At 34.7% G+C, this 20,104-nt stretch carries 19 protein-coding genes; 12 read left to right on the forward strand and 7 right to left on the reverse strand.

The annotated features are described in order from the left end of the window. The first annotated feature begins 8 nt into the window (after positions 1-8). Positions 9-752 carry a hypothetical protein gene (locus tag VUJ46_RS10805; protein ID WP_326984988.1) on the forward strand — a complete coding sequence of 248 codons (744 nt, stop codon included), beginning with the start codon at positions 9-11 and terminating at the stop codon, positions 750-752. Between the two features lie 7 nt (positions 753-759). Here the strand turns inward: VUJ46_RS10805 and VUJ46_RS10810 are convergent, their stop codons facing one another. Next, on the reverse strand, positions 760-2,892 hold the full coding sequence (locus VUJ46_RS10810; RefSeq protein WP_326984989.1) for a helix-turn-helix domain-containing protein: 2,133 nt from the start codon (positions 2,890-2,892) through the stop codon (positions 760-762). Between the two features lie 83 nt (positions 2,893-2,975). On the opposite strand from VUJ46_RS10810, the gene VUJ46_RS10815 reads away from it, so the two are divergent. Next, positions 2,976-3,431, forward strand: a complete 456-nt coding sequence (locus VUJ46_RS10815) for a hypothetical protein (RefSeq protein ID WP_326984990.1) — start codon at positions 2,976-2,978, stop codon at positions 3,429-3,431. A gap of 150 nt (positions 3,432-3,581) precedes the next feature. On the opposite strand, the gene VUJ46_RS10820 is transcribed toward VUJ46_RS10815, so the two are convergent. Next, positions 3,582-4,118 (reverse strand): gamma carbonic anhydrase family protein, encoded by a 537-nt coding sequence (locus tag VUJ46_RS10820; RefSeq protein WP_326984991.1) that lies wholly within the window; start codon positions 4,116-4,118, stop codon positions 3,582-3,584. A 153-nt stretch (positions 4,119-4,271) separates the two neighbouring features. Here VUJ46_RS10820 and VUJ46_RS10825 point away from each other — a divergent pair, with 153 nt between their 5' ends. The 5 genes from VUJ46_RS10825 to VUJ46_RS10845 all read left to right on the forward strand — a co-directional run bounded on the left by VUJ46_RS10825 (position 4,272) and on the right by VUJ46_RS10845 (position 8,181). Beyond that, on the forward strand, positions 4,272-5,150 hold the full coding sequence (locus VUJ46_RS10825; RefSeq protein ID WP_326984992.1) for a NifU family protein: 879 nt from the start codon (positions 4,272-4,274) through the stop codon (positions 5,148-5,150). Positions 5,151-5,161: 11 nt separating this feature from the next. Continuing rightward, a complete protein-coding gene (locus VUJ46_RS10830) occupies positions 5,162-5,689 on the forward strand; it encodes an NADPH-dependent FMN reductase (protein ID WP_326984993.1) in 528 nt (175 codons plus the stop codon). Positions 5,690-5,700: 11 nt separating this feature from the next. Next, positions 5,701-6,729, forward strand: coding sequence for a ferrochelatase (hemH, locus tag VUJ46_RS10835; RefSeq protein WP_326984994.1), 1,029 nt, complete (start codon positions 5,701-5,703; stop codon positions 6,727-6,729). 963 nt (positions 6,730-7,692) lie between these two features. Next, on the forward strand, positions 7,693-7,923 hold the full coding sequence (locus VUJ46_RS10840) for a hypothetical protein (RefSeq protein WP_326984995.1): 231 nt from the start codon (positions 7,693-7,695) through the stop codon (positions 7,921-7,923). A gap of 3 nt (positions 7,924-7,926) precedes the next feature. Further along, entirely contained in the window at positions 7,927-8,181 is a 255-nt protein-coding gene (locus tag VUJ46_RS10845; RefSeq protein ID WP_326984996.1) for a hypothetical protein, read from the forward strand. A gap of 112 nt (positions 8,182-8,293) precedes the next feature. On the opposite strand, the gene VUJ46_RS10850 is transcribed toward VUJ46_RS10845, so the two are convergent. Then, a complete protein-coding gene (locus VUJ46_RS10850) occupies positions 8,294-9,505 on the reverse strand; it encodes a type IX secretion system plug protein (RefSeq protein ID WP_326984997.1) in 1,212 nt (403 codons plus the stop codon). A gap of 609 nt (positions 9,506-10,114) precedes the next feature. On the opposite strand from VUJ46_RS10850, the gene VUJ46_RS10855 reads away from it, so the two are divergent. The 3 genes from VUJ46_RS10855 to VUJ46_RS10865 all read left to right on the forward strand — a co-directional run bounded on the left by VUJ46_RS10855 (position 10,115) and on the right by VUJ46_RS10865 (position 11,859). Then, positions 10,115-10,753 (forward strand): MBL fold metallo-hydrolase, encoded by a 639-nt coding sequence (locus VUJ46_RS10855; protein WP_326984998.1) that lies wholly within the window; start codon positions 10,115-10,117, stop codon positions 10,751-10,753. 135 nt (positions 10,754-10,888) lie between these two features. Continuing rightward, the gene (locus VUJ46_RS10860) at positions 10,889-11,122 is read left to right on the forward strand and encodes a hypothetical protein (RefSeq protein ID WP_326984999.1); all 234 of its coding nucleotides are present in this window, start codon (positions 10,889-10,891) and stop codon (positions 11,120-11,122) included. Then, positions 11,110-11,859 carry a zeta toxin family protein gene (locus VUJ46_RS10865; RefSeq protein WP_326985000.1) on the forward strand — a complete coding sequence of 250 codons (750 nt, stop codon included), beginning with the start codon at positions 11,110-11,112 and terminating at the stop codon, positions 11,857-11,859. The genes VUJ46_RS10860 and VUJ46_RS10865 overlap by 13 nt, the downstream gene beginning before the upstream one ends. A gap of 63 nt (positions 11,860-11,922) precedes the next feature. On the opposite strand, the gene VUJ46_RS10870 is transcribed toward VUJ46_RS10865, so the two are convergent. From VUJ46_RS10870 to VUJ46_RS10880, 3 genes are read right to left on the reverse strand one after another with little or no spacing between them, the layout of a single operon-like run. Further along, a complete protein-coding gene (locus VUJ46_RS10870; RefSeq protein WP_326985001.1) occupies positions 11,923-14,367 on the reverse strand; it encodes a TonB-dependent receptor in 2,445 nt (814 codons plus the stop codon). Positions 14,368-14,415: 48 nt separating this feature from the next. Further along, entirely contained in the window at positions 14,416-15,888 is a 1,473-nt protein-coding gene (locus VUJ46_RS10875) for a trehalase family glycosidase (RefSeq protein ID WP_326985002.1), read from the reverse strand. 2 nt (positions 15,889-15,890) lie between these two features. Continuing rightward, the gene (locus VUJ46_RS10880) at positions 15,891-17,120 is read right to left on the reverse strand and encodes an MFS transporter (protein ID WP_326985003.1); all 1,230 of its coding nucleotides are present in this window, start codon (positions 17,118-17,120) and stop codon (positions 15,891-15,893) included. A 123-nt stretch (positions 17,121-17,243) separates the two neighbouring features. On the opposite strand from VUJ46_RS10880, the gene VUJ46_RS10885 reads away from it, so the two are divergent. Further along, a complete protein-coding gene (locus VUJ46_RS10885) occupies positions 17,244-18,149 on the forward strand; it encodes an AraC family transcriptional regulator (RefSeq protein ID WP_326985004.1) in 906 nt (301 codons plus the stop codon). Between the two features lie 412 nt (positions 18,150-18,561). Here the strand turns inward: VUJ46_RS10885 and VUJ46_RS10890 are convergent, their stop codons facing one another. Then, positions 18,562-19,116 carry a thioredoxin family protein gene (locus VUJ46_RS10890; RefSeq protein WP_326985005.1) on the reverse strand — a complete coding sequence of 185 codons (555 nt, stop codon included), beginning with the start codon at positions 19,114-19,116 and terminating at the stop codon, positions 18,562-18,564. Between the two features lie 272 nt (positions 19,117-19,388). On the opposite strand from VUJ46_RS10890, the gene VUJ46_RS10895 reads away from it, so the two are divergent. Continuing rightward, complete coding sequence (locus VUJ46_RS10895; protein WP_326985006.1) at positions 19,389-20,012, forward strand: TetR/AcrR family transcriptional regulator; 624 nt, start codon at positions 19,389-19,391, stop codon at positions 20,010-20,012. Positions 20,013-20,104 lie beyond the last annotated feature (92 nt).

Below are 20,104 nucleotides of genomic sequence, written 5' to 3' on the forward strand. Positions count from 1 at the left end.
TATAAAAAATGGCAAGAAATATAGAAATCTATACATTCAACAAAGAAAATGCTAAAGAAAATTTATTACCCTTGATTAGTGATACCATTTTGCACAAAAAATCTTTTTCTCAGTTTTTGAATGAAAGAAAAAATGAATTCGAAAATAATTTCAATATTTCTAAAAACAAAATTGCCAAAGCAATTTCAACTGATATTAACTACATTCAACCAGAAGATTTATTGGAAATAATATTTTTCCTTGATGAAGAAATTAAGTATAATAAAGATATTTTGGAAAAAGATATCGAAAAGTACGGAGTAAATCTGTTGTATGAAATACCCACAGTACGTTATAGTTATATGTATCAATACAGCAATTACACAAATTATTATCCCATCGAAGAGATTACGGATAATGATTATTATGGATATAATATTTCTGCTGTAGATTTTTTGAAATTCAACGATTATATGATTCTTCTTACTAGAAAAATATTAGATAGCAGAATGAATGGATATGATTATAGCGAAAAAGACTTTACGGATCTTGAAAAAAAAGTACTCGAAATTATAAATTATCAGTTTAAAGACGCTGACGGACTTCACAAAATCATAGAAGAAGAAATTCTCTACCTCAGAAATAGCGTAGATAACGAAGATAATAATGATGCAACACAAATCGTTTGGTGCGCATCAGAATTTTTTTCGAAATCCGTACTAATGCGGGAAAAAATTGATCTTCAGAATAGAGTTGTTATTCTGGATTATTGATAAAAATTCACTCAGTCTTATTTTTCTCCTTCTGATAATTAAAATGATTAATCAAAATTCTGATTTCATTAAATTCAAAATTACTTGGCAATATATTTTTCCATTCCGTTAAGGTTTCTTTCGGGTCTTTGTAGAAAATTTCTTCAAAAGCTTTGATCTTATCAGAAGTAATCACTCTGGAAATATCCAGCAAACCTTGCTCTGCAAATTTCGCCAGATGCCCAATTACCGTTTCCTTTACCAAGCCTCTTTCCAACGCAATTTCGGCAATGGTTTTTCCTTGTTCAAATAATTGAAAAGTAAGAACCTGAGACGGAACTTTTGCAATTTTCATGCTGACTTCCTTATCATTCTTTTCATCTAAAAGTTTAGTTTCCAACAAATGAATTTCTTTTAAACTATTTAAATATTCTTCAATATCTTCCAGCCAGACACGGAAATCTTCATTATACTGTTTCAACCCTTTTGCGCCTTTAATTTCCGCATAAAACTCTTTCAGCGGACTGAAAACTTTATCTTTAATTTCGGTAAAAAAGAAATTAACCGCTCCTTTTGTTTTGCTTTCAATATCAGACCATTCTTCATTCTGATTAATGAAATTATTCACCTTCTGAGAAATTACTCTTTCTAATTTTTCAAAGATTTTCCCCAGATTCACGACCTCATGTCTGAGCTGTCCATACAACTGTTTCGCTTTAAGATGATCTATACTTTTGGTAACAATAGACCGGTTATTCCAATCTTCAAGTTCTTTCAGAAACCATAGACAATCTATGGTACGAAGTACTTTTCTAATGCTGTAGTCGTATTTTTCTTTATTTAAAATGGCTTCAACATTATCGTTGGCGTGCGTCTCACCCTGAAATTTGAGAATTCTGTTATCTTTAAAAATAACTTCAGGGGTAATTTTAGATTTTAAGACAATCCCTTCCAGCGTTCGACAACGCGACAAGGCAACGTAAACCTGACCAGCTGTAAAACTTTTCCCGGCATCAATAATTACTTTATCAAAAGTCAATCCCTGACTTTTATGAATGGTCACTGCCCAAGCCAGTTTGATCGGAAACTGCTCGAAGCTTCCCAAAACTTCTTCTTTAATATTTTTATCGGTATCCAGAAAATATTTTTTCTGTTCCCAAACTTCACGTTTTACGGTAATTTCCCGGTCACTTCCATCAAGAATTACTTTAATTTCATTCTCATCCAACGCAGAAATTTCACCTAATTTTCCGTTGAAATATTTTTTTTCACCGGAAATGTCGTTTCGGATAAACATTACCTGAGCGCCCATTTTCAGATCTAAAAACTGCTCGTTCGGAAACTGATTTTCTTTAAATTCACCAAAAAGCTTCGCTTCATAACTTCGGGCGTCCACTTTTATTTCAGCTAATTTCTCCTGGTTGATCTCGTCCGCCATTTTATTGTGTGAACACAGATAAACGTAAGAATCGGTTCCCATTTCGAAATCGGGATTATATCTTTCATTCAAATGATTAAAATCGATATTGGCAACATCACCATCACGAATAGCATTTAAAATTTCAAGGAATTCCTGATCGGTCTGGCGATAAACTTTGGTTAATTCAATTGTAATTAACGGAATATCTTTGATCGCATGGCTGTCGAAAAAGAAAGGCGAATTGTAATACATTTTTAATATATGCTCATCTCTCACCACCGGCGGAAGCTGATACAAATCTCCGATGAACAACATCTGAACACCGCCAAAACGCTGATTATTTCTTCGGATAAAACGTAAGGAAAAATCCATCATATCCAAAACATCAGAACGCAGCATGGAAACCTCATCGATAATAAGAATTTCCACTTCCCTTAAAAGCTTCAGTTTATCTTTTCGATATTTGAAATGGGGCATCAGATCGGCAATATTATTTGCCAAACTGGTATCTATCCTGTCGGTTGTCGGTAAAAATGTTCTCAGCGGCAAACCAAACATCGAGTGAATAGTAACTCCTCCCGCATTAATCGCAGCAATGCCCGTAGGCGCTACCACAATATGCTTTTTGCGGGTATGCTTCACAAAATCATTAAGAAAAGTAGTTTTTCCTGTCCCTGCTTTTCCTGTTAAAAATACACTTCGGTTGGTATGCTCTAATAAGTCAAAAAAATGATTGTTCATCGCTTCCAAAATTACGGAAAATGAATTGTATTTTTCTATCTTGGCACAAGATTTGAAAATTCTTGTTGAGAAAAAACATTATTATGAAAAATTTATTTCTAAAAATACCCGCTTTAGTATTATGTACAGCGTTAACGGCAATGTCTTGTAACAGCACAGCCAATGCAAATACCAATTTGCCAAAAGATATTTCTGAAAGACCTGCCGATGCAGACAGTCAAAAATACGATCAGGCTCAGCTTGATAAACTGAAAAATGAAATAGAAACCGAAATCGGGAAAGAAAAATGTACGGAGGCTACCGTGAACGACTGGAAGCCTGTAGCAATGGGAGCAAAAGCCTGTGGTGGACCAAAATATTACATCGCTTATCCGTCAAAAATGGAAGCTTCAATTTTACCGAAAATTGAAAATTACAACAACAAAGAAAAAGAATTCAACAAAAAATACAACATCATTTCCGATTGTTCTTTTATAGGAGAACCTGTGGGAGTAAGATGTATCAACGGAAAAGCAGAGGTTGTTTATCCCGTTCAATAATAGATTTCGGAAAGGAGTTTAAATAAAAAAGGATAAAAAAAAGCTTTATCAAAATATGATAAAGCTTTTTTTGTGTCAATTGTCAATTTCTACGAGTCAATAGTGAATTTTTAGCCACTCAAAAATTGACCATTCACTATTTACATATAATTATTCTACAACGTCTTTTACGTTTTCTTTGTACCAAGAAGAATATTTCACATAATTATCGGCAATTCTATTCACCTCACCTTCTAACAGCTGTGAATTGATATCCTTAATTTTTCTCGCCGGAACACCGCCCCAAACTTCGCCAGATTTAATATGAGTTCCCTGCGTCACCACAGAACCGGCACCAACAATCGAGTTTTCTTCCACCAAACAATCATCCATAACAATCGCTCCCATCCCAATCAGAACATTATCCTGAATTGTACATCCGTGAACAATTGCATTGTGCCCTATGGATACATTATTTCCAATATTTAAAGGATATTTTTGATACGTGCAGTGCAGCATCGCATTATCCTGAACATTCACTTTATTGCCCATTTTAATATAATGAACATCCCCTCTTATCACCGCATTGTACCAAACGCTACAGTCTCTTCCCATCGTAACATCTCCGATAATCGTAGCTGTTTCTGCCAAAAAAGTATTTTCCCCAATCTGAGGTGATTTGCCTAAAAGTTCTTTTATAAGTGCCATATTTTTTAATTTGATAATTTGATAATGAGCTAATTTGAAGATTAAATCTTGAAATCACAAATTGTAAATTACAGTGATAGCGAAAATCTAACTTCCAACTTCTAGCTTCTAACTTCTAAATCCGTATTTTTGTATCTCAAATTTAACGAAAAAATGCATACTATACTTATAGAACCAACCGAAAACCCGAAAGTGATAAAATTTGTAGCAGATTACAATTTGATTCCGGGGTCTTTGGAGTTGGACAGAGAGTCAGATATTTCAGAAATCCCTTTAGCACAGGAGCTTTTCAATTATCCGTTTGTGGAAAGAATTTTCATTACGGCTAATTTTGTGGCCGTTGCAAAACAGGACACTGTAGAATGGGAACATGTAGCAGAAAGTCTGAAAAATGTAGTGGAAGACGAGCTTTTGGCAAATCCTAGAATTTACCTTCAGAAGAAAAAAGAGATGTATCAGATCTATGCTGAGATGACTCCTAACCCGAATGTAATGAAATTTGTTTCCAACAAAATGCTGATGGACGGCTTTGTGGAAGTAAAATCTAGAGATAAAGCAGAAGGCGTTCCGATGGCGCAGGCTATTTTCAAGGAATTTGAATTTGCAAAAGAAGTTTTTATTTCAGATAATTTCGTGGCGGTAACGAAAGATGATTCTGTAGAATGGCATCAGGTCATGATGACGGTTCGTGCATTAATTGCCGAGCATCTTCAGAACGGAGGAGAAATTTCAAACCTTGAACCTCAGAAACACGAAAATCCTGTAGAAAAAATCATCAACAGAGATTATACAGACGATGAGCAGAAAATTTCTGACATCTTAAATGAATATGTAGCTCCTGCAGTAGAAAATGACGGTGGTAAAATCTCTTTGATGGAATATGACAAAGAAAATAAAACCGCAAAAATGCTTCTACAAGGTGCTTGTTCAGGTTGTCCAAGCTCAACAGCTACTTTAAAAGGCGGAATTGAAAATATTTTGAAACAATTCGTTCCTGAATTGGTAGAAAGAGTGGAAGCTGTAAACGGATAATTTCCTTTAAAATGTCTGAAAGAAAGAAAATTGTTGTCATTATTGGCAGTGCTACGAAAAATTCCAGCAACTTTAGATTAATGGAAAAAGCACTACAGCAAAATCAAGCAACTGATTTTATAGTATATGATAATCTTTCTATTCTTCCGCATTTTGATACAGACCTTACCGATATTAAAACACCTGCCGAAGTATTGAAGATTCGCGAGGATATCAATAATTCAGCGGGTGTTGTATTTTCTACGCCGGAGTATATTTTCAGTATTCCGAGCAGATTAAAAAATTTATTAGAATGGTGCGTTTCTACGACTATTTTTAATGAAAAACCTACAGCTGTAGTTACAGCTTCCGCCAATGGAGAAAAAGGGCATGAAGAATTATTATTAATTCTGCAAACACTTGGCGCAAAAATTGATGATCACCAACTGCTGATCAAAGGTATCAAGGGCAGATTCCGGGAGGATGGCTCACTGAAAAACGATACCTTTACTGAAATTTCAAAGTTGATGATGAATTTTGAAAAGTCTATTCATAATTAAAATTAAAAATTTTGGCTAAAAAAGGAATTTTACTTGTAAATCTTGGTTCACCAAAGTCTACAGCAGTAAACGATGTGAAGGAATATCTTGACGAATTTTTGATGGATGAAAAAGTGATTGATTATCGCTGGATCTTCCGTGCATTGCTGGTTCGCGGAATTATCCTGAACACCAGACCTGCAAAATCTGCCGAAGCCTATAAAACGGTTTGGACAGACGAAGGATCTCCGTTAATCGTGATCACAGAAAAAATTCAGAAAAAACTACAAAAACTGGTCGATGTTCCTGTAGAAATCGGGATGCGATATGCCCAACCGAGTATTGAAGCCGGAATTCAGAAATTAGTAGATCAGGGTGTTTCCGATATCGTACTTTTCCCGCTCTACCCTCAATATGCGATGAGCACCACGGAAACCGTGATCGACAAAGCGGAAGAAGTAAGAAAGGAAAAATTCCCCAATATTAAGATTAATTATATCCAGCCTTTTTATAACAGAGATATTTATATTGATTGTTTAGCTGAGAGTATTAAGGAAAAACTTCCTGAAAACTTCGATGCCTTACAGTTTTCGTATCACGGTGTTCCGGAAAGACACATCTATAAAACCGATCCTACAAAGACGTGTAATTTAAACGACTGTTGCTCGCGAGAAAACAATCCGAGTCACCAGTTTTGCTATCGTCACCAGTGTTTTGACGTTACCAATTCTGTGATTAAAAAATTAGGATTACCAAAAGAGAAAGTAATGGTAACGTTCCAGTCGAGATTAGGAAAAGACAAATGGATGGAACCTTATACCGATGAAACCCTTGAAAGCATTGGTAAAAAAGGAATAAAAAATCTGGCAATTGTGTGCCCGGCCTTCGTTTCAGATTGCCTGGAAACATTGGAAGAAATTTCTGTGGAAGGGAAAGAACAGTTCCTTCACGGTGGCGGAGAAAATTTCCATTACATCCCATGTCTTAATGATGAAGACCGATGGATAAACGTTGTGAAAACATTATGCGAAGAAAAACTGAATGAATTTTATTTAGTTTAAAAGATAAAACCTCCAGAAATGGAGGTTATTTTTTTGTCGAAATAATTATTTACCGCGTCTGAGGTTCAGAATCTCTCAACTCATATTCATTTGCGTCGTCTGAACATCAGAAAACCTCAATCTGTTTTGGTTCTGCTCGTCTGGGGTTCATACTTGCTTCAATCACTTTTAGTTTAGTCCGTCTGAAATTCAGACGGCAGAAAATATTTTGAGTCGTCTGGCTCTCAGACGAAAGTTTATTTTTTTAAGGAAGGAAACACCTGTCGAAAACGTGACATTGTGGATAACTTTCAAATCGTATTATTTTACTTAAAATTTATATTTTTCGACTTTAATGTTCAAATTTTAATTGTGGAAAAGTATCGCCTCCAATTCTTATTACGAAGAAATCTCAGCCGTATTCAATATTTATAAACAACTAATATTCAAATCATTAAAACTAAATAAACTTGATAATTAATAGAATATTAAAGCGTATATTTTTATTCATCATTATAAAAAAGTCATATTGTGGATAACTTTTACTGAAAAAATTTTGATGATAGAAATTTTCAAAATTGAATCTTAAAAATATCTTTTGTGGAAAACTCTACACGTAATTCATTTTAAAGCTAGGGTGAAAAGAATGATAAATCGATTTAAATTATTAATAATCAAGCGAGCATGATTTAATAAAGACATTTAATATTAATATGTCATGAGATAAACTCTCCGTTACCAAAAGAAAAACTCATATTGTGGATAACTTTTTTCAGTCTTAAAGGAAGTAATATCATTAAAGATATAAACCGAACCAAAAAAAATAATTTCTATACACACCCCCTTAAAAAAAACCATGAATTTAAAATAAATATAAAATTTAAAACAACAACCCCTATTTTTTTTAATATAAAAATATAAAATATAATTATTTTTCTTACCTTTACCCCATCAAAAAGAACATCATCAACCTTAAAAATTAAAATGATGAATGCAACGGCACAAATTTTACAGCACAAGATTGAAAGTTTCACTCCGGAATTGTTGGAAACTTTAGCGAAAATGGTAGAAAAGCTAGAAACGCCCAGTAGTATTTCTGTTCCGCAGTTTCAGATCGATGAAGTCTTATACAGAATTCAGTTTCATCAGGAAAATCCAAAAACAAAACTTGATTTTTTTGAGAATATTTCCGAGCTGCAAAAGACCTGTGCTTAACACATGAAAATCCTGCTCTCTTCCATTGCCAAAAACGACATAAGGCTTCTTATGCGGGTTTTTAATGCTGACCAAGAAAAAAAAGGAATCGACTTTCTGGAAGATCTGAAAATGTCTATCGATGGTATTTTGCAGAGATCGCCCACTAAGTCTAGTGAGATTGCTGTGAATAAAATGCTGAATTTTCCTGTGAATATTCATTACGTTTTTGAAAATGAGGAAAATCTTTTCATCACCGCTATCTTTAAAGAAGATTAGAATTATTTGATTACATAATTATATTTCAAGACAAGTATTATTATATGAAAGCCTTACAGTCTATTTTCTGTAAGGCTTTTTTATTTTCGCTAAAAATACATTTATATAAATTTTATTTCACAGGCGTTCTGAATTCTCCATACCCCATCAATCCGTCATAATTTCTCCCAAACGGCTTATAATACATAAAACTCTGATATAGATTTTCTGTCTGCCAGAAATTCCCGTTAATTTCACCAAAATTCAATGCTCCGTTGGATCCTTTTGTCGCCAGAATATAGTTGTAGAAACCTTGTTTCAGGAAAATCTTCGCTACATATCTTTTATTTTGCTCATCATACTGCATCTGAAATTCTTTACTCGGTTTAAAATCATTAAAACCGCCCAAAACATAAATTTCTTTATCCAAAGGTTCCGAATCCAATGAAAAATAAACCCATGAATAATCTGCTTCACGCTCGGCATTTCGCTCTAATCCCAAGTCGTTCCTACGATAATACCAGGCTCCGTTCACATCCGGCTGATATTGGTAATTCAGCGGATAGGCCCAGACAGGATGAAGATACGTATAATTCACCCCCTCTTTTACCTCAACAGACTGCACCATATCGGCCGCCATATTCATATTTTTGTTATCGAAATAATAAAATTCGTTATTTCCGGGAAACACAAGATTCATTTGCTGAAAAAGCAATTTATTTCCTAGTGTTGTACTTGGCTTCAGATTATTAACGGTCAGATTCGGATTGTTATTCTGCATCACATTAATGGTGATGGAATTTACATTTGAAGTCAGGTCTCCCCCTACGGCAACCGCCTGTACTTCTACCCTTTGATTTGCATTGGGATTTCTCGCATCTGCAAAACGGGTCACATTTAATGCCATGGTCGCATTCTCTTCCACGACATAAAAACGCCTCGTAAATAAAGGTTTTTCGGCAGAATCTTTATACACAATTAATTCAAAATTTCCCGAAACTTTAGGCTGCATTTTATCATTCGGAAAATTGAGTTTATAATGCGTGTAAGGCTGCAAAGTATTAAAAGAATATTCAAAACGATCCAGCAAACCATTCAGGCTTCCGTTTGCAAATTCCGTAAAAAATAGATTATCATCTTCCCAGTTTCTATCGTAATGCTTCAATGTATACCGATAAATTTCACTGGAATTAGAGAGATCATCGAAACTCAAAACCAGTTGCTGATTAAAATTAATAACCGGCGTTTCGTCATTCGTCTGCGGATTGAACAATTGGATACTCTGGATTTTCTGCCCCAGCATCAAACCACTTAAAGAAACTAATAATAATTGCAAAGTTTTCATTATGACGAAGATAACGAAAATTCATTTTTAAACCATACAAGATGGAAACTGAATTCCTATTTTAACAAAAATCATTATTCATTTTTTTATTTGAAGCTATTCCTGCTTTCCGCACTCGCTATTTTTTGCCCTCTTCTGATCCAGCAAAAAAATGAGTTCAAACAATGCTGCAATCAGGGCTAAGGTTTTTGTCACGATGAAAAGATTGAACGATGAAAGCCGGAAGCTTTTTCTTTCCGCCTAATAGATGATAGTTTTCAATAGTACATGATGCCCTTGTGAAAAAACCTAAAATCTGCTGATAAAAAAACCACTTACACCATTTTGTCTTTAAATTTTTTTTAAATTATTTAACCCTTTCAGGGTTACATCATTATGCAATACTTATTCATCGGGGTTTACCCGACGCTATTCATATTAAACCACTTCGTGGTTTTTTAAGGTAACTTTAAAACATAAATGGTATTACTTCCATCTTCCTGCACCCCGCCTCCAACCCCTAAAATCAAATTCCCCCTTTACCAGGTTTACCCTAAACTTATCATTCAAATATTTTTACACCAAAACTTTTGTGGCTACATTTGTTTCAACAAAAAAAATAATCAGCTTATGCTTCAGATTCAGCGATTCGTATTCAATTTTGCAAGCGAAAACACCTATGTTCTCTATAATGACAATAAAAATGGATGGATTATTGATCCGGGAAATATGAATGAGCAGGAAACTCAGCTTATTGACAATTTTATTTCAGAAAACGGATTAAAAATTCAGAAAATTCTTTTAACACACGCTCATATTGATCACGTTTTGGGACTTCAATGGGCATACGACACATTTAAAGTTCCCGTCACAATGCATGAAGACGATCAGGAAGTTTTAGATATGCTTCAGGCAAGCGGAATGAGATTCGGTTTCCCGCTGGAACCTGTAAATGTAGACATAGAATATATTAACGAGGGAGAAACGATTGACCTTGATGGTGAGGAATTTAAGATTTATCATGTTCCGGGGCATTCTCCTGGAAGTATTGTGTATCATAATGACGATCGAAAATTCATGATCTCTGGTGATGTTTTGTTTGAAGGAAGCATCGGAAGAACGGATCTTTATAAAGGAAATCACGAACAACTTATCAACGGAATTAAAACCAAACTTTTTATTCTTGATGATGAAACACAGATTTTATCAGGACACGGAAATGCGACGAGTATTGGGTTTGAGAAGCAATATAATCCGTTTTTTAAATAAAGTCAGGCTTATTTATTTTTGTTGTGACTTTACCCTCTCTGTTTTTGTCATTTAACAGTTCAATCGTATTTTTTTGTATTTTAGCTTAATAAATGTATACAGATGAGCAAAAATAGAAGTACTCAAAGATGCCGAATGAAAGAAGCTCGCAGAAACAGCTTAAGACGAGAACGTATCGCCAGCTTTGCTCTTATTGCATCAAAAAATGCAAAGAGATCCTCCATAGCTTTGGATATTCCATTTGAAGTCATAAGAAATGGAATAATCTATCAGTTTAAGGAGGGAAAAATGGTTCAAAAAGCTTCCATTGAGAGAATGACAGCTGATAAAGGCAGAATAACAAAAGGTAGCAAAATATGTCTAAAGTGAAAAAATTAAGAATTTTTGCAGGTCCAAATGGCTCAGGCAAATCCACTTTATTCTATACTTTCCAGCAAAGAAATTACAGATATGGAATTTTCATTAATTCCGATGTCATTGAAAAAGAAATCCTTGAAAAGGGATTTCTTGATTTACAGCCCTATGGTCTCGACCTTTCTCAAGAAGATCTCCTCCGCTTTTGCGAAAGTCCGAATGCAAAAACACTTCTTAAAAAATCCGAACAAGAGGACCATAGCATCAATATTGAGATTAGAGAAAATATCATTGTGGATAAATCCCGTGATACGCATAGCTACGAAGCAGCGCTTATTACATCATTTATAAGAGAGCATCTATTAGCAAATGGTATTTCTTACACATTTGAAACAGTAATGAGCCACCCTTCAAAATTAGATGAAATAATCAATGCCCAAAGAAATGGTTACAGGATCTATTTATACTTTATCTGTCTGGATGAGGCAAATCTAAACATATCCCGCGTAAATGACCGTGTACGAAAAGGTGGTCACAAAGTAGACCCGCAAAAAGTAAAAACAAGATATATCAATACCCTTCAAAATCTCTACGCTGCCCTTAAGCTGGTAGATCGAGCCTATTTATTTGATAACTCGGACGAAATGCTTATGATTGCGGAGGTAGAAAATGGCGAACTAACAATAAATGTTGAAAAAGAATTGATTCCCGATTGGCTTATGACATATGTTATCAATAAAGCTGGATCTTAGATAGCATATAAAAAAGACTGTCTTTAATGAGACAGCCTTAAAATTATATAAAAAACTAATTGTTTAGAAATCTAAAGTAATCGACGCTCTTGCTGCAGCACCCATAATCGGTCTGGCCATTCTGATATCGCCGGTTCCCGTTAATGGAGATCTTGGATCACCTTCTGTGATTCCGATGGTATTAAAGATATTCGTTCCATCTATTGCAAAACGGATTTTTCCTAACTGATAAGAAGTTCCTGCTCCGAATTCTGAGAATGAAGGCAAACTGTTATTTTCCGAATTAACCTCATCCTGAAAACGCTTCCCATAATAATTCATACTTACATATGCTCTCCACTGTTTCGTAATATTTACCGCAGGAGAAATATTGAAATAGAATTTCGGCATTCTTCTAACCGCATTTCCGTCATAATTAAAAGAACTTCCGTCTGCATTTCGTCCCGTAAAATCTTTATATTTTGGATTTTGAATCGTTCCGTTGAAAGTCAGCTCGAGCACATTATTAAATAATCTGGCATATCCTTCCAACTCAACTCCGATATTGGTTGTGTTGGCGAATTTATTTTCAGAAGTTCCGTCTGAGAAAATATCAGTAAACGAAAGATTTTTCAAGGTTGAATAGAACGGAATCACCGCAAAATCAAACGATCTTGAATAGTATTTGTATCCAATTTCCAGCTGATTGGTCGTTACCGGCTTTATCGCCGAAAGATCATTCATATTATTATAGTACGCTTCTTCATTCGGGGATCTGAAACCATTTGAAAAACGGGCATAAACCGCATTTTCTCTGTTGATTTTATAATTTAAAGCGGTCGTAAACGAAACTTTATTCACATCATAATTCCAATAGGTGTATTTATTTCCTAAAACTGCCATATTATCATCAGCCGTCGTGGTTTCAAAACCGTGAGTTCCATCTATGGTCAACCCTGAATTATTAAGATTGGAAGTCGTGGTATTCACTCCATATCCTTTGTAAAAATCTCTACTATAACGAATTCCTCCGTTAAAACTTAAAGCTTCTGTAATATTATAATCTAAATTCAAATAAAGATCATTCAGACTTCCCTGAATCTGAGAATCTCTCATCAGGAAAGACATATCGGTAACGCCATTGTAGGTTTTAGAATATCCGACATCAGTAGGATTTAATGAAGAATCAACCAAATTCAGCAATTCAGGTCTGTCGGTTGCTGTAGTCAGAATATTGCTCCAGTTCCAGTTTTGATGAGATTTCCAGTTAGACTTATAAAAACCTGCCGTCACATTTCCTTTATCAAATTTATAATTAAGTTGTAAGTCGTTCACAAAATTATTCATCTGCTTATCGATTGCCCAAAAACCTAGCTTCTGAACATATTGAGGATTTACAATAGCTCCTGAACTCACTGATGAATACTGAAAATTATTCCCTGCAATACCATTGTCTTTAGCAAAATCTGCCGCTAACTGTGGTCCGCCGGAAGGGAAAATTCCGGTATAATTCATATTGATATTGGTGTATCTCGTTTTATTGATCACAGAGAAATTATTTCCAAGATCATATTTAAATTCAGCTCCTAAAACATCAACTCTCGGATGAATTCCATCTTCTAAATTTCTACTGAAAAAACCTCCTCCTGCTTGTGGAATATTCAACTGGCTGATGGCTCTGTAACTATACGTTCCGTAATTCGGATCAAACCCCTGAAAACCTTTCAGCTTATTTCCGTTTTGCACCAAAGGAATCGGAAGGAAGAAGGTATTTCGGTCGTCCAGTTTTTTATAATAAACTTTGGCGTATCCTTTATCGAAAACATATTTAAGATTCATTCTGATTTGTCCTCCGTTATTGGCTTTAAAACCTGTTTTTCTGATCCCGTCATCTGTTCTGTAAAAACCACCGACATTGAAAAATAATTTATCTTTAACCAAAGCACCACCAAGATTAAGATCGGTACGCATCAAGCCATAAGTACTGGTTTCCAACTTCGCCGTTCCTTTGAAATCGTTGCTTCCTTCTTTCGTAATAAAATTGATCAAACCTCCGGGAGAATTGGTGGCATAAATCGATCCCGAACCTCCTCTCAAAGCTTCCAGTCGGCTCACGGAATTATCTACACGGAAAAAATTATCGGCATTGGCAAACTGCAATGCACCATCTTCAAAAACCGGTAAGCCATCTTCCTGAACCTGCACAAATTCATACGCTCCGGCGGAAGGAATACCTCTTGCAAAAAGGTTATTTCCCACTTCTCCACCAGAAGTTTCCACTGCAAAACCGGGAACTCTTTGTAATAAAGCCGCCGCACTGATCGGGTTTTGCTTCTGAATTTCTTTCGCACTAAACGTGGAAATTGCGGTGCTGGATTCTATTTTCTTTTTCGGATTGGAATTACCTGTGATGACAACCTGCTCAATAGATGCCGATCTTGTGGAATCCTGCGGAGTTTCCTGTGCATACGCATTATTGAAATAAAGCGTTGCCACACCGGCCATTAATAAGATCGATTTTTTATTCATAGTCTTATATTTTTTTACAGTTAGTTTTAATTTTTTCTTGTTTAAAATTTAATCCTCTTTTAATTTAAGATAAACTCCATTCGTCCATCCAAATCCGTCCTGATTTGGATATTCGCCACCTCCCGCAATCGTTTCTGTATCTAATGCATTATACTTTTCCATTAATTTTCCGGTGTTTTTGTAGACTCTTTCCACGTTGAAACACCAGTTATTTTTTATTTTTTCGGCCAAATCATCAAAACCATAATTCTTCATCGCTTTAAAACCCAACCATTGATAAGGCGCCCAGGCATTTGGTAAATCCCATTGTTGTCCCGTTTTTTTAGTCGTGGTCACCAATCCGCCTTGATATAAAAATTTTTCAGAAATAATTTCAGCAACAGATTTCGCCTGTTCTTCACTCGCCAATCCAAGGAATAGAGGATAAAGAGCAGCAATATGTTCAGACGGGGTTTGTGTGTGTTTTTTTAAGTGATAATCTTTATAAATATTTCCATCCCAAAAGTATTTATCGATCATTTGTCTTCGGTCTGCTGCTCTTTCAGAATATTTTTTTTCTTTTTCGGTAAAATTTTGAAGCGCCGAAGATTTTGCCAATGTTTTCTCCAAATGCCACAAAAGACAATTCAGATCAACTTCAGCCAAACTCAACGTTTCAATCGTCTGTATATTTTCGCCGTCTGCAAACCATCTGCTGGAAAAATCCCAACCCGATTCACAAGCACTTCTGATGTTTCTGTAAAATTCTTCGCCAGTATTTTCGCCGTCTTCAATATCAATTAAATAACTTTCAGGGCGAGGCTCATTTTCTGCGTCGTAATATCTGTTTAAAATATTTCCTTCGACAGTTTTTGCCACTCTTTTTGTACTCGATCCGTTTTCCAGTTTTTCAACTCCGTTCATCCAGAAAGCGTATTCTTTTTCTAAAGTATCATGATATTTGATATAAGTATTTTCATCTTTTGTAGTCTCAAAAAGCAGATCCAACATCAACGAAAAATACGGCGGCTGAGAACGGCTTAAGAAATGAGTTCGGCTCGCATTCGGCACAAATCCAACAGTTTGAATTAAATAAGAACAGTTTTCAACAATATTCTCCATCATTTCCACTCTTCCGGAAACCTGTAGTCCAAGCATAATATAATAGCTGTCCCAATAGAAAAATTCGTTAAAACGACCTCCGGGAACGATGTACGGTTTCGGAAGTTTCAATAATGTTCCTTTTTCTTCATAAGCAGTTCTGGTCAACTCATCCCAAAGTTTTTCAATATGCTCTTCAATCGGCAACTGATCTTCTCTTTGAATTGAAACTCTTGCTCCTAAAAAGTCAAAGTTTGATAGTACGAAATTTTTCAAATCAAAATCATGAGATTGCTTCTCCTGCCCATATTTTTCATTAATCTCAGAAATTGGAAACAACGGAACTGCATCGGTCATCATTTTTTGATCTTCAAAAACCTTTGATCTCTGAACATCATCAAAAAGAGCCTGAATTTCTTTTATGTATAATTGTTTATTCATTTTTATTTTTTAGGATTTATTTTTAATTTATTCATGAAAATTGCCGAGATAATCAACAATGAAAGTGGAATTAATGAAAGGTAAAACGCCTGTTGACCACTGAATTCCTGAAACACAAAACCCGTGATAATAGATCCGATTGTTCCTCCGATTGCAGAGAAAACAACGATTAAACCAGACATGGCACTGTGTAAATATTTTGGAATCGATGCTAAGATCACCGAATTGATACTTGGATAAATGGGCGCCAATAAACCTCCCATCAACGGAAATAAATAGACAACCAACGGAGCATTCAACCAAGTTGTTCCTGCGTCAATATGAATATTGTGAGTTAAAGGAAGAACTAATAAAATACTGATTGCAAAACCAACGACGCAAAAAGAAACCACGTAAATCCAGCTGAATTTTTTCGAGAAAAAGCCCGATAAAAACCTTCCCAACGCAAAAGCTCCTGCCAAAACTGCTCCCGCCTGAATACTCATCGAAGTCGGAACTTTTAAAATTTCTTTATAAAAAGTCGGTGTCCACGTTTGGAAACTTTGTTCAACTAAAACGAAAAGGAAAGCACATAATAAAAAGAACAATACTTTTTTATAACTGAATAAACTGATGCTGTTTCTTAAGTCTCCGAGCAAATCTGTTTTCTCACTTTTCGCTTCGTGTTCGTCCAATTTTGTGAAGAATAAAAACAAAAAAGACAAGGTAGAAATTGCACCCAAAACCCAGTAAACATTCAGCCAATGGGTCGATCTTGGATTATGGTCATCAATAAATAAGCTGAATAAAACATTTCCCATTAATACGCCGATCATGAAAAACCCTTCCAGATAACCCATAAAACTTGAATGCTCTTTATCTGTATTCGTCACCAATCCGATAGAGGTGAACACGGAAATTTTAATTAAAGCAAAAGAAACCCCGACCACCGTAAACAAAATTTTGAAAAACCAGAAAGTATTCGCAAAAGGCATCACAAAACACATACAGCTTACCAAAAGCAATCCGATTAACATTGATTTTTTGATTCCGATCTTGGGTAAAAATGAAGCCAGAATGAATGAACAAATCGCAATCGGCAAATCTTTGAAACCTTCCAGAACACTGGCTGAAGATTTTGAGATTCCGAAGTTTTGTTGCATTTGCAAAATCACCGTTCCTACCGAATTCAGAAGAATCGCAAAAACGAAATAATTTAAAAATAAAACGGCCTTAATATTGAAATTTTTCATTCATATAATTTCTTGGTGACTAAGATAAAGGCATTTCGCTTAACGTTAATTTAACATCATAAATCAATATTTGAACTATATTAATATAATTATTATTTTAGTCAATAAAATATGATTAACTAAATGAAAGTTACTTTTGAAAGAGTTATCCCCGATGAAAAGAGCTCTTTTCGCATCATTCACAACAATTCTCCTATTTCAGAATTTAAATGGGAATATCATTATCATCCCGAAATCGAACTGGTGTGTGTGCTTTCCGGAAGCGGAACGCGACATGTTGGTTATCATAAAAGTAATTATACGAACGGAGATTTAGTTTTGATCGGTTCCAATATTCCGCATTCAGGATTTGGGTTGAATTCTATTGACCCGCATGAAGAAATTGTGCTTCAGTTTAAAGAAGAAATTCTCCAATTCCCGCATCAGGAAGTAGAAGCAATCTCAATCAAAAATTTATTGGAACTTTCAAAATTCGGGATTCATTTTCACCATAATATCCACAAAATGATGCTTCCAAAATTAAAACTCATGTTAGAATCAGAAGGATACAAAAGATATTTGCTGTTATTGGAAATCCTCTTTGAACTTTCAAAATGTGAAGATTATGAGCTTTTAAATAAAGAAATTATGCCTTATACCATTATTTCAAAAAATAAAACGCGACTGGAAAATATTTTCACCTATGTTGAAAACAATTATGACAAAGAAATCAATATTGATGAGGTGGCAAAGCTCGCCAATCTTACTTTGCCCGCTTTCTGTAACTTTTTCAAAAAAGCAACGCAGATTACGTTTACCGAATTTGTGAACAGATATCGCATCAATAAAGCCTGTTTACTGATGGCTCATGATAAAACGATCTCCGAATGCAGTTACAGTTGTGGCTTTAATAATGTGACTTATTTTAATAGAATGTTTAAAAAATATACTGAAAAAACGCCTTCAGAATTTATTAAGAATTTCTCACACAAAAAAGTGAATGTGGATTTGAAGATTGAAAATAAGGTGAAAATTAAAACTAGTTTTTAAAGTATTTTTTTAGATGTTTCGACAAGCTCAACATGACATTTCTCTAATAATAATTGCTATAAACCTCTCGCGGATTTGGCAGATTACGCAGATTTTTTTTTTTAACGCAAAGATTTATCTTTTTAAATATATTTTAAGGAGCAAAGATTGAATCAACAAGTTGATCTGATGAAGCTAAACGTTCGTTTCGCGAAGCAAATTTATTTGTCTTTGCTTGACTTAAAATCAAACATAAAGTTATATAAATCTTTGCGTTTAAAATTTCCCGCAGATCACACGAATTTCACAGATGATTGCACATAAAAATCTACTAAATCTGCGAGAGCAAACAAAAAAGCCGTCCAAAAGAACAGCTTTATATATTTTGAATTGCAAAGTCATCATCCGACAGCCCGCAAAAATCAACCAGAAATTATTTCCACTTAATATTACAACCCATGCTCGGTCTTTGAATTTCTTCCTGAGGTTCGCCCAACAAAAGATTTTCAAAAGCAATAATCAGATCCTCACCCGTTACATCTTTATGATTTCCAGGTCTAGAATCATCCATTTGCCCTCTGTAAATAAGGTCTAATTTATCATCAAAGAAAAAGAAATCCGGTGTGCAAGCTGCATCATAAGCTTTGGCAATAGCCTGGCTTTCGTCATATAAATAAGGAAAATCAAAGTTTCTTTCAATTTGAAATTCGATCATTTTTTCCGGAGCATCATCTGGATATTTTTCTACGTTATTGGAGTTGATCGCAATAAATTCAATCCCTCTTTCATTATAATCTTCATATAATTCATTCAGCTTATCAATCACATGAAGAACAAACGGACAGTGGTTACACATGAAGATCACCAATGTTCCTTTTTCTCCTTTCAGATCATCCAATGACTGAATTTCGTTTGTTTTTGAAGGGTTCGGAAGCTCAAAAAATGGTGCTTTTAAACCTAAATCAATCATATTTGAGGGAGTATTCATAACTTTTTTATTTGTGCACAAAGATAGAGATTTTCTTTATTATATAAGTAAATAAGCGTGAGGCAGGAAGATGGAAGTTTAAAAAATAATATTCAATTGAATTGGACTATAAACTATATTAATTTTTACAATGATTCAGAAATAAGAGCAAAAAAAGTAACTTCCAGCCTCTATTCTTCCAGCTTCCAGTAAATTTTCAAAATTATGTAAAACTATTCTTTAAAATGAAAGTCTAAAATTTGTTTGGAAGTTATGTTCAAAAGTTTGTAGTTTTGCTAACACTGTTAGAAAAAAATATCATGGGCTTACATGAACGTCGTCAAAGAGAAAAAGAATCTATACGTGCCAATATTTTGGACGCGGCTTTTTCTTTGGCTAAAACAGAGGGCTGGGCTTCACTTTCGATCAGAAAAATTGCTGATGCTATTGAGTACAGTGCGCCTGTAGTGTATGATTATTTTGAAAACAAAGAAGCTATTTTATTTGAAATATCACTGAATGGCTTCCATTGTTTGCACATCGAATTATTAAAAGCACAGAAAAAGCATGACACGCCTGAAGAGCAATTGGAAGCGATTGTAGATGCATACTGGAAATTTGCTTTTAAGAATAAGGAGTATTATCAGCTGATGTTCGGACTGGGAATGCAATGCAGCGGAAAAGGATTGATGAAAGAAGAATTTTCGTCGTTTCAGGATATGTTGTATGACTGCACCTATGAGATCATCAAGAAAAAAGGTTCAAATCCTGATAATGCCTGTCACTCCTCTCACGCGCTGTTTTCAGCGGTGCATGGTTTGATTTCCATTATGATGATGCGTAATGACGACATTCCTTCTACGATGAATAAAACGACTTTGGATGAAACAGTTTCTGCTTTCATTAAGTCTTTATAAATTTTTTTTGAACTAAAAATTAACACCGTTAGGAAAAGTATCACAGTATAATTAATAGTATTCAACTTAAAAAAAAATAAACTTTACAATGA

The organism is Chryseobacterium sp. MYb264 (assembly GCF_035974275.1).
Lineage (GTDB): Bacteria > Bacteroidota > Bacteroidia > Flavobacteriales > Weeksellaceae > Chryseobacterium.

Bases quoted from the DNA above. Each gene is read 5' to 3' on its own strand.
- VUJ46_RS10805 (WP_326984988.1), top strand. From the start codon at position 9: ATGGCAAGAAATATAGAAATCTATACATTCAACAAAGAAAATGCTAAA.
- VUJ46_RS10810 (WP_326984989.1), bottom strand. From the start codon at position 2,892: ATGAACAATCATTTTTTTGACTTATTAGAGCATACCAACCGAAGTGTA.
- VUJ46_RS10815 (WP_326984990.1), top strand. From the start codon at position 2,976: ATGAAAAATTTATTTCTAAAAATACCCGCTTTAGTATTATGTACAGCG.
- VUJ46_RS10820 (WP_326984991.1), bottom strand. From the start codon at position 4,118: ATGGCACTTATAAAAGAACTTTTAGGCAAATCACCTCAGATTGGGGAA.
- VUJ46_RS10825 (WP_326984992.1), top strand. From the start codon at position 4,272: ATGCATACTATACTTATAGAACCAACCGAAAACCCGAAAGTGATAAAA.
- VUJ46_RS10830 (WP_326984993.1), top strand. From the start codon at position 5,162: ATGTCTGAAAGAAAGAAAATTGTTGTCATTATTGGCAGTGCTACGAAA.
- VUJ46_RS10840 (WP_326984995.1), top strand. From the start codon at position 7,693: ATGATGAATGCAACGGCACAAATTTTACAGCACAAGATTGAAAGTTTC.
- VUJ46_RS10845 (WP_326984996.1), top strand. From the start codon at position 7,927: ATGAAAATCCTGCTCTCTTCCATTGCCAAAAACGACATAAGGCTTCTT.
- VUJ46_RS10850 (WP_326984997.1), bottom strand. From the start codon at position 9,505: ATGAAAACTTTGCAATTATTATTAGTTTCTTTAAGTGGTTTGATGCTG.
- VUJ46_RS10855 (WP_326984998.1), top strand. From the start codon at position 10,115: ATGCTTCAGATTCAGCGATTCGTATTCAATTTTGCAAGCGAAAACACC.
- VUJ46_RS10860 (WP_326984999.1), top strand. From the start codon at position 10,889: ATGAAAGAAGCTCGCAGAAACAGCTTAAGACGAGAACGTATCGCCAGC.
- VUJ46_RS10865 (WP_326985000.1), top strand. From the start codon at position 11,110: ATGTCTAAAGTGAAAAAATTAAGAATTTTTGCAGGTCCAAATGGCTCA.
- VUJ46_RS10870 (WP_326985001.1), bottom strand. From the start codon at position 14,367: ATGAATAAAAAATCGATCTTATTAATGGCCGGTGTGGCAACGCTTTAT.
- VUJ46_RS10875 (WP_326985002.1), bottom strand. From the start codon at position 15,888: ATGAATAAACAATTATACATAAAAGAAATTCAGGCTCTTTTTGATGAT.
- VUJ46_RS10880 (WP_326985003.1), bottom strand. From the start codon at position 17,120: ATGAAAAATTTCAATATTAAGGCCGTTTTATTTTTAAATTATTTCGTT.
- VUJ46_RS10885 (WP_326985004.1), top strand. From the start codon at position 17,244: ATGAAAGTTACTTTTGAAAGAGTTATCCCCGATGAAAAGAGCTCTTTT.
- VUJ46_RS10890 (WP_326985005.1), bottom strand. From the start codon at position 19,116: ATGAATACTCCCTCAAATATGATTGATTTAGGTTTAAAAGCACCATTT.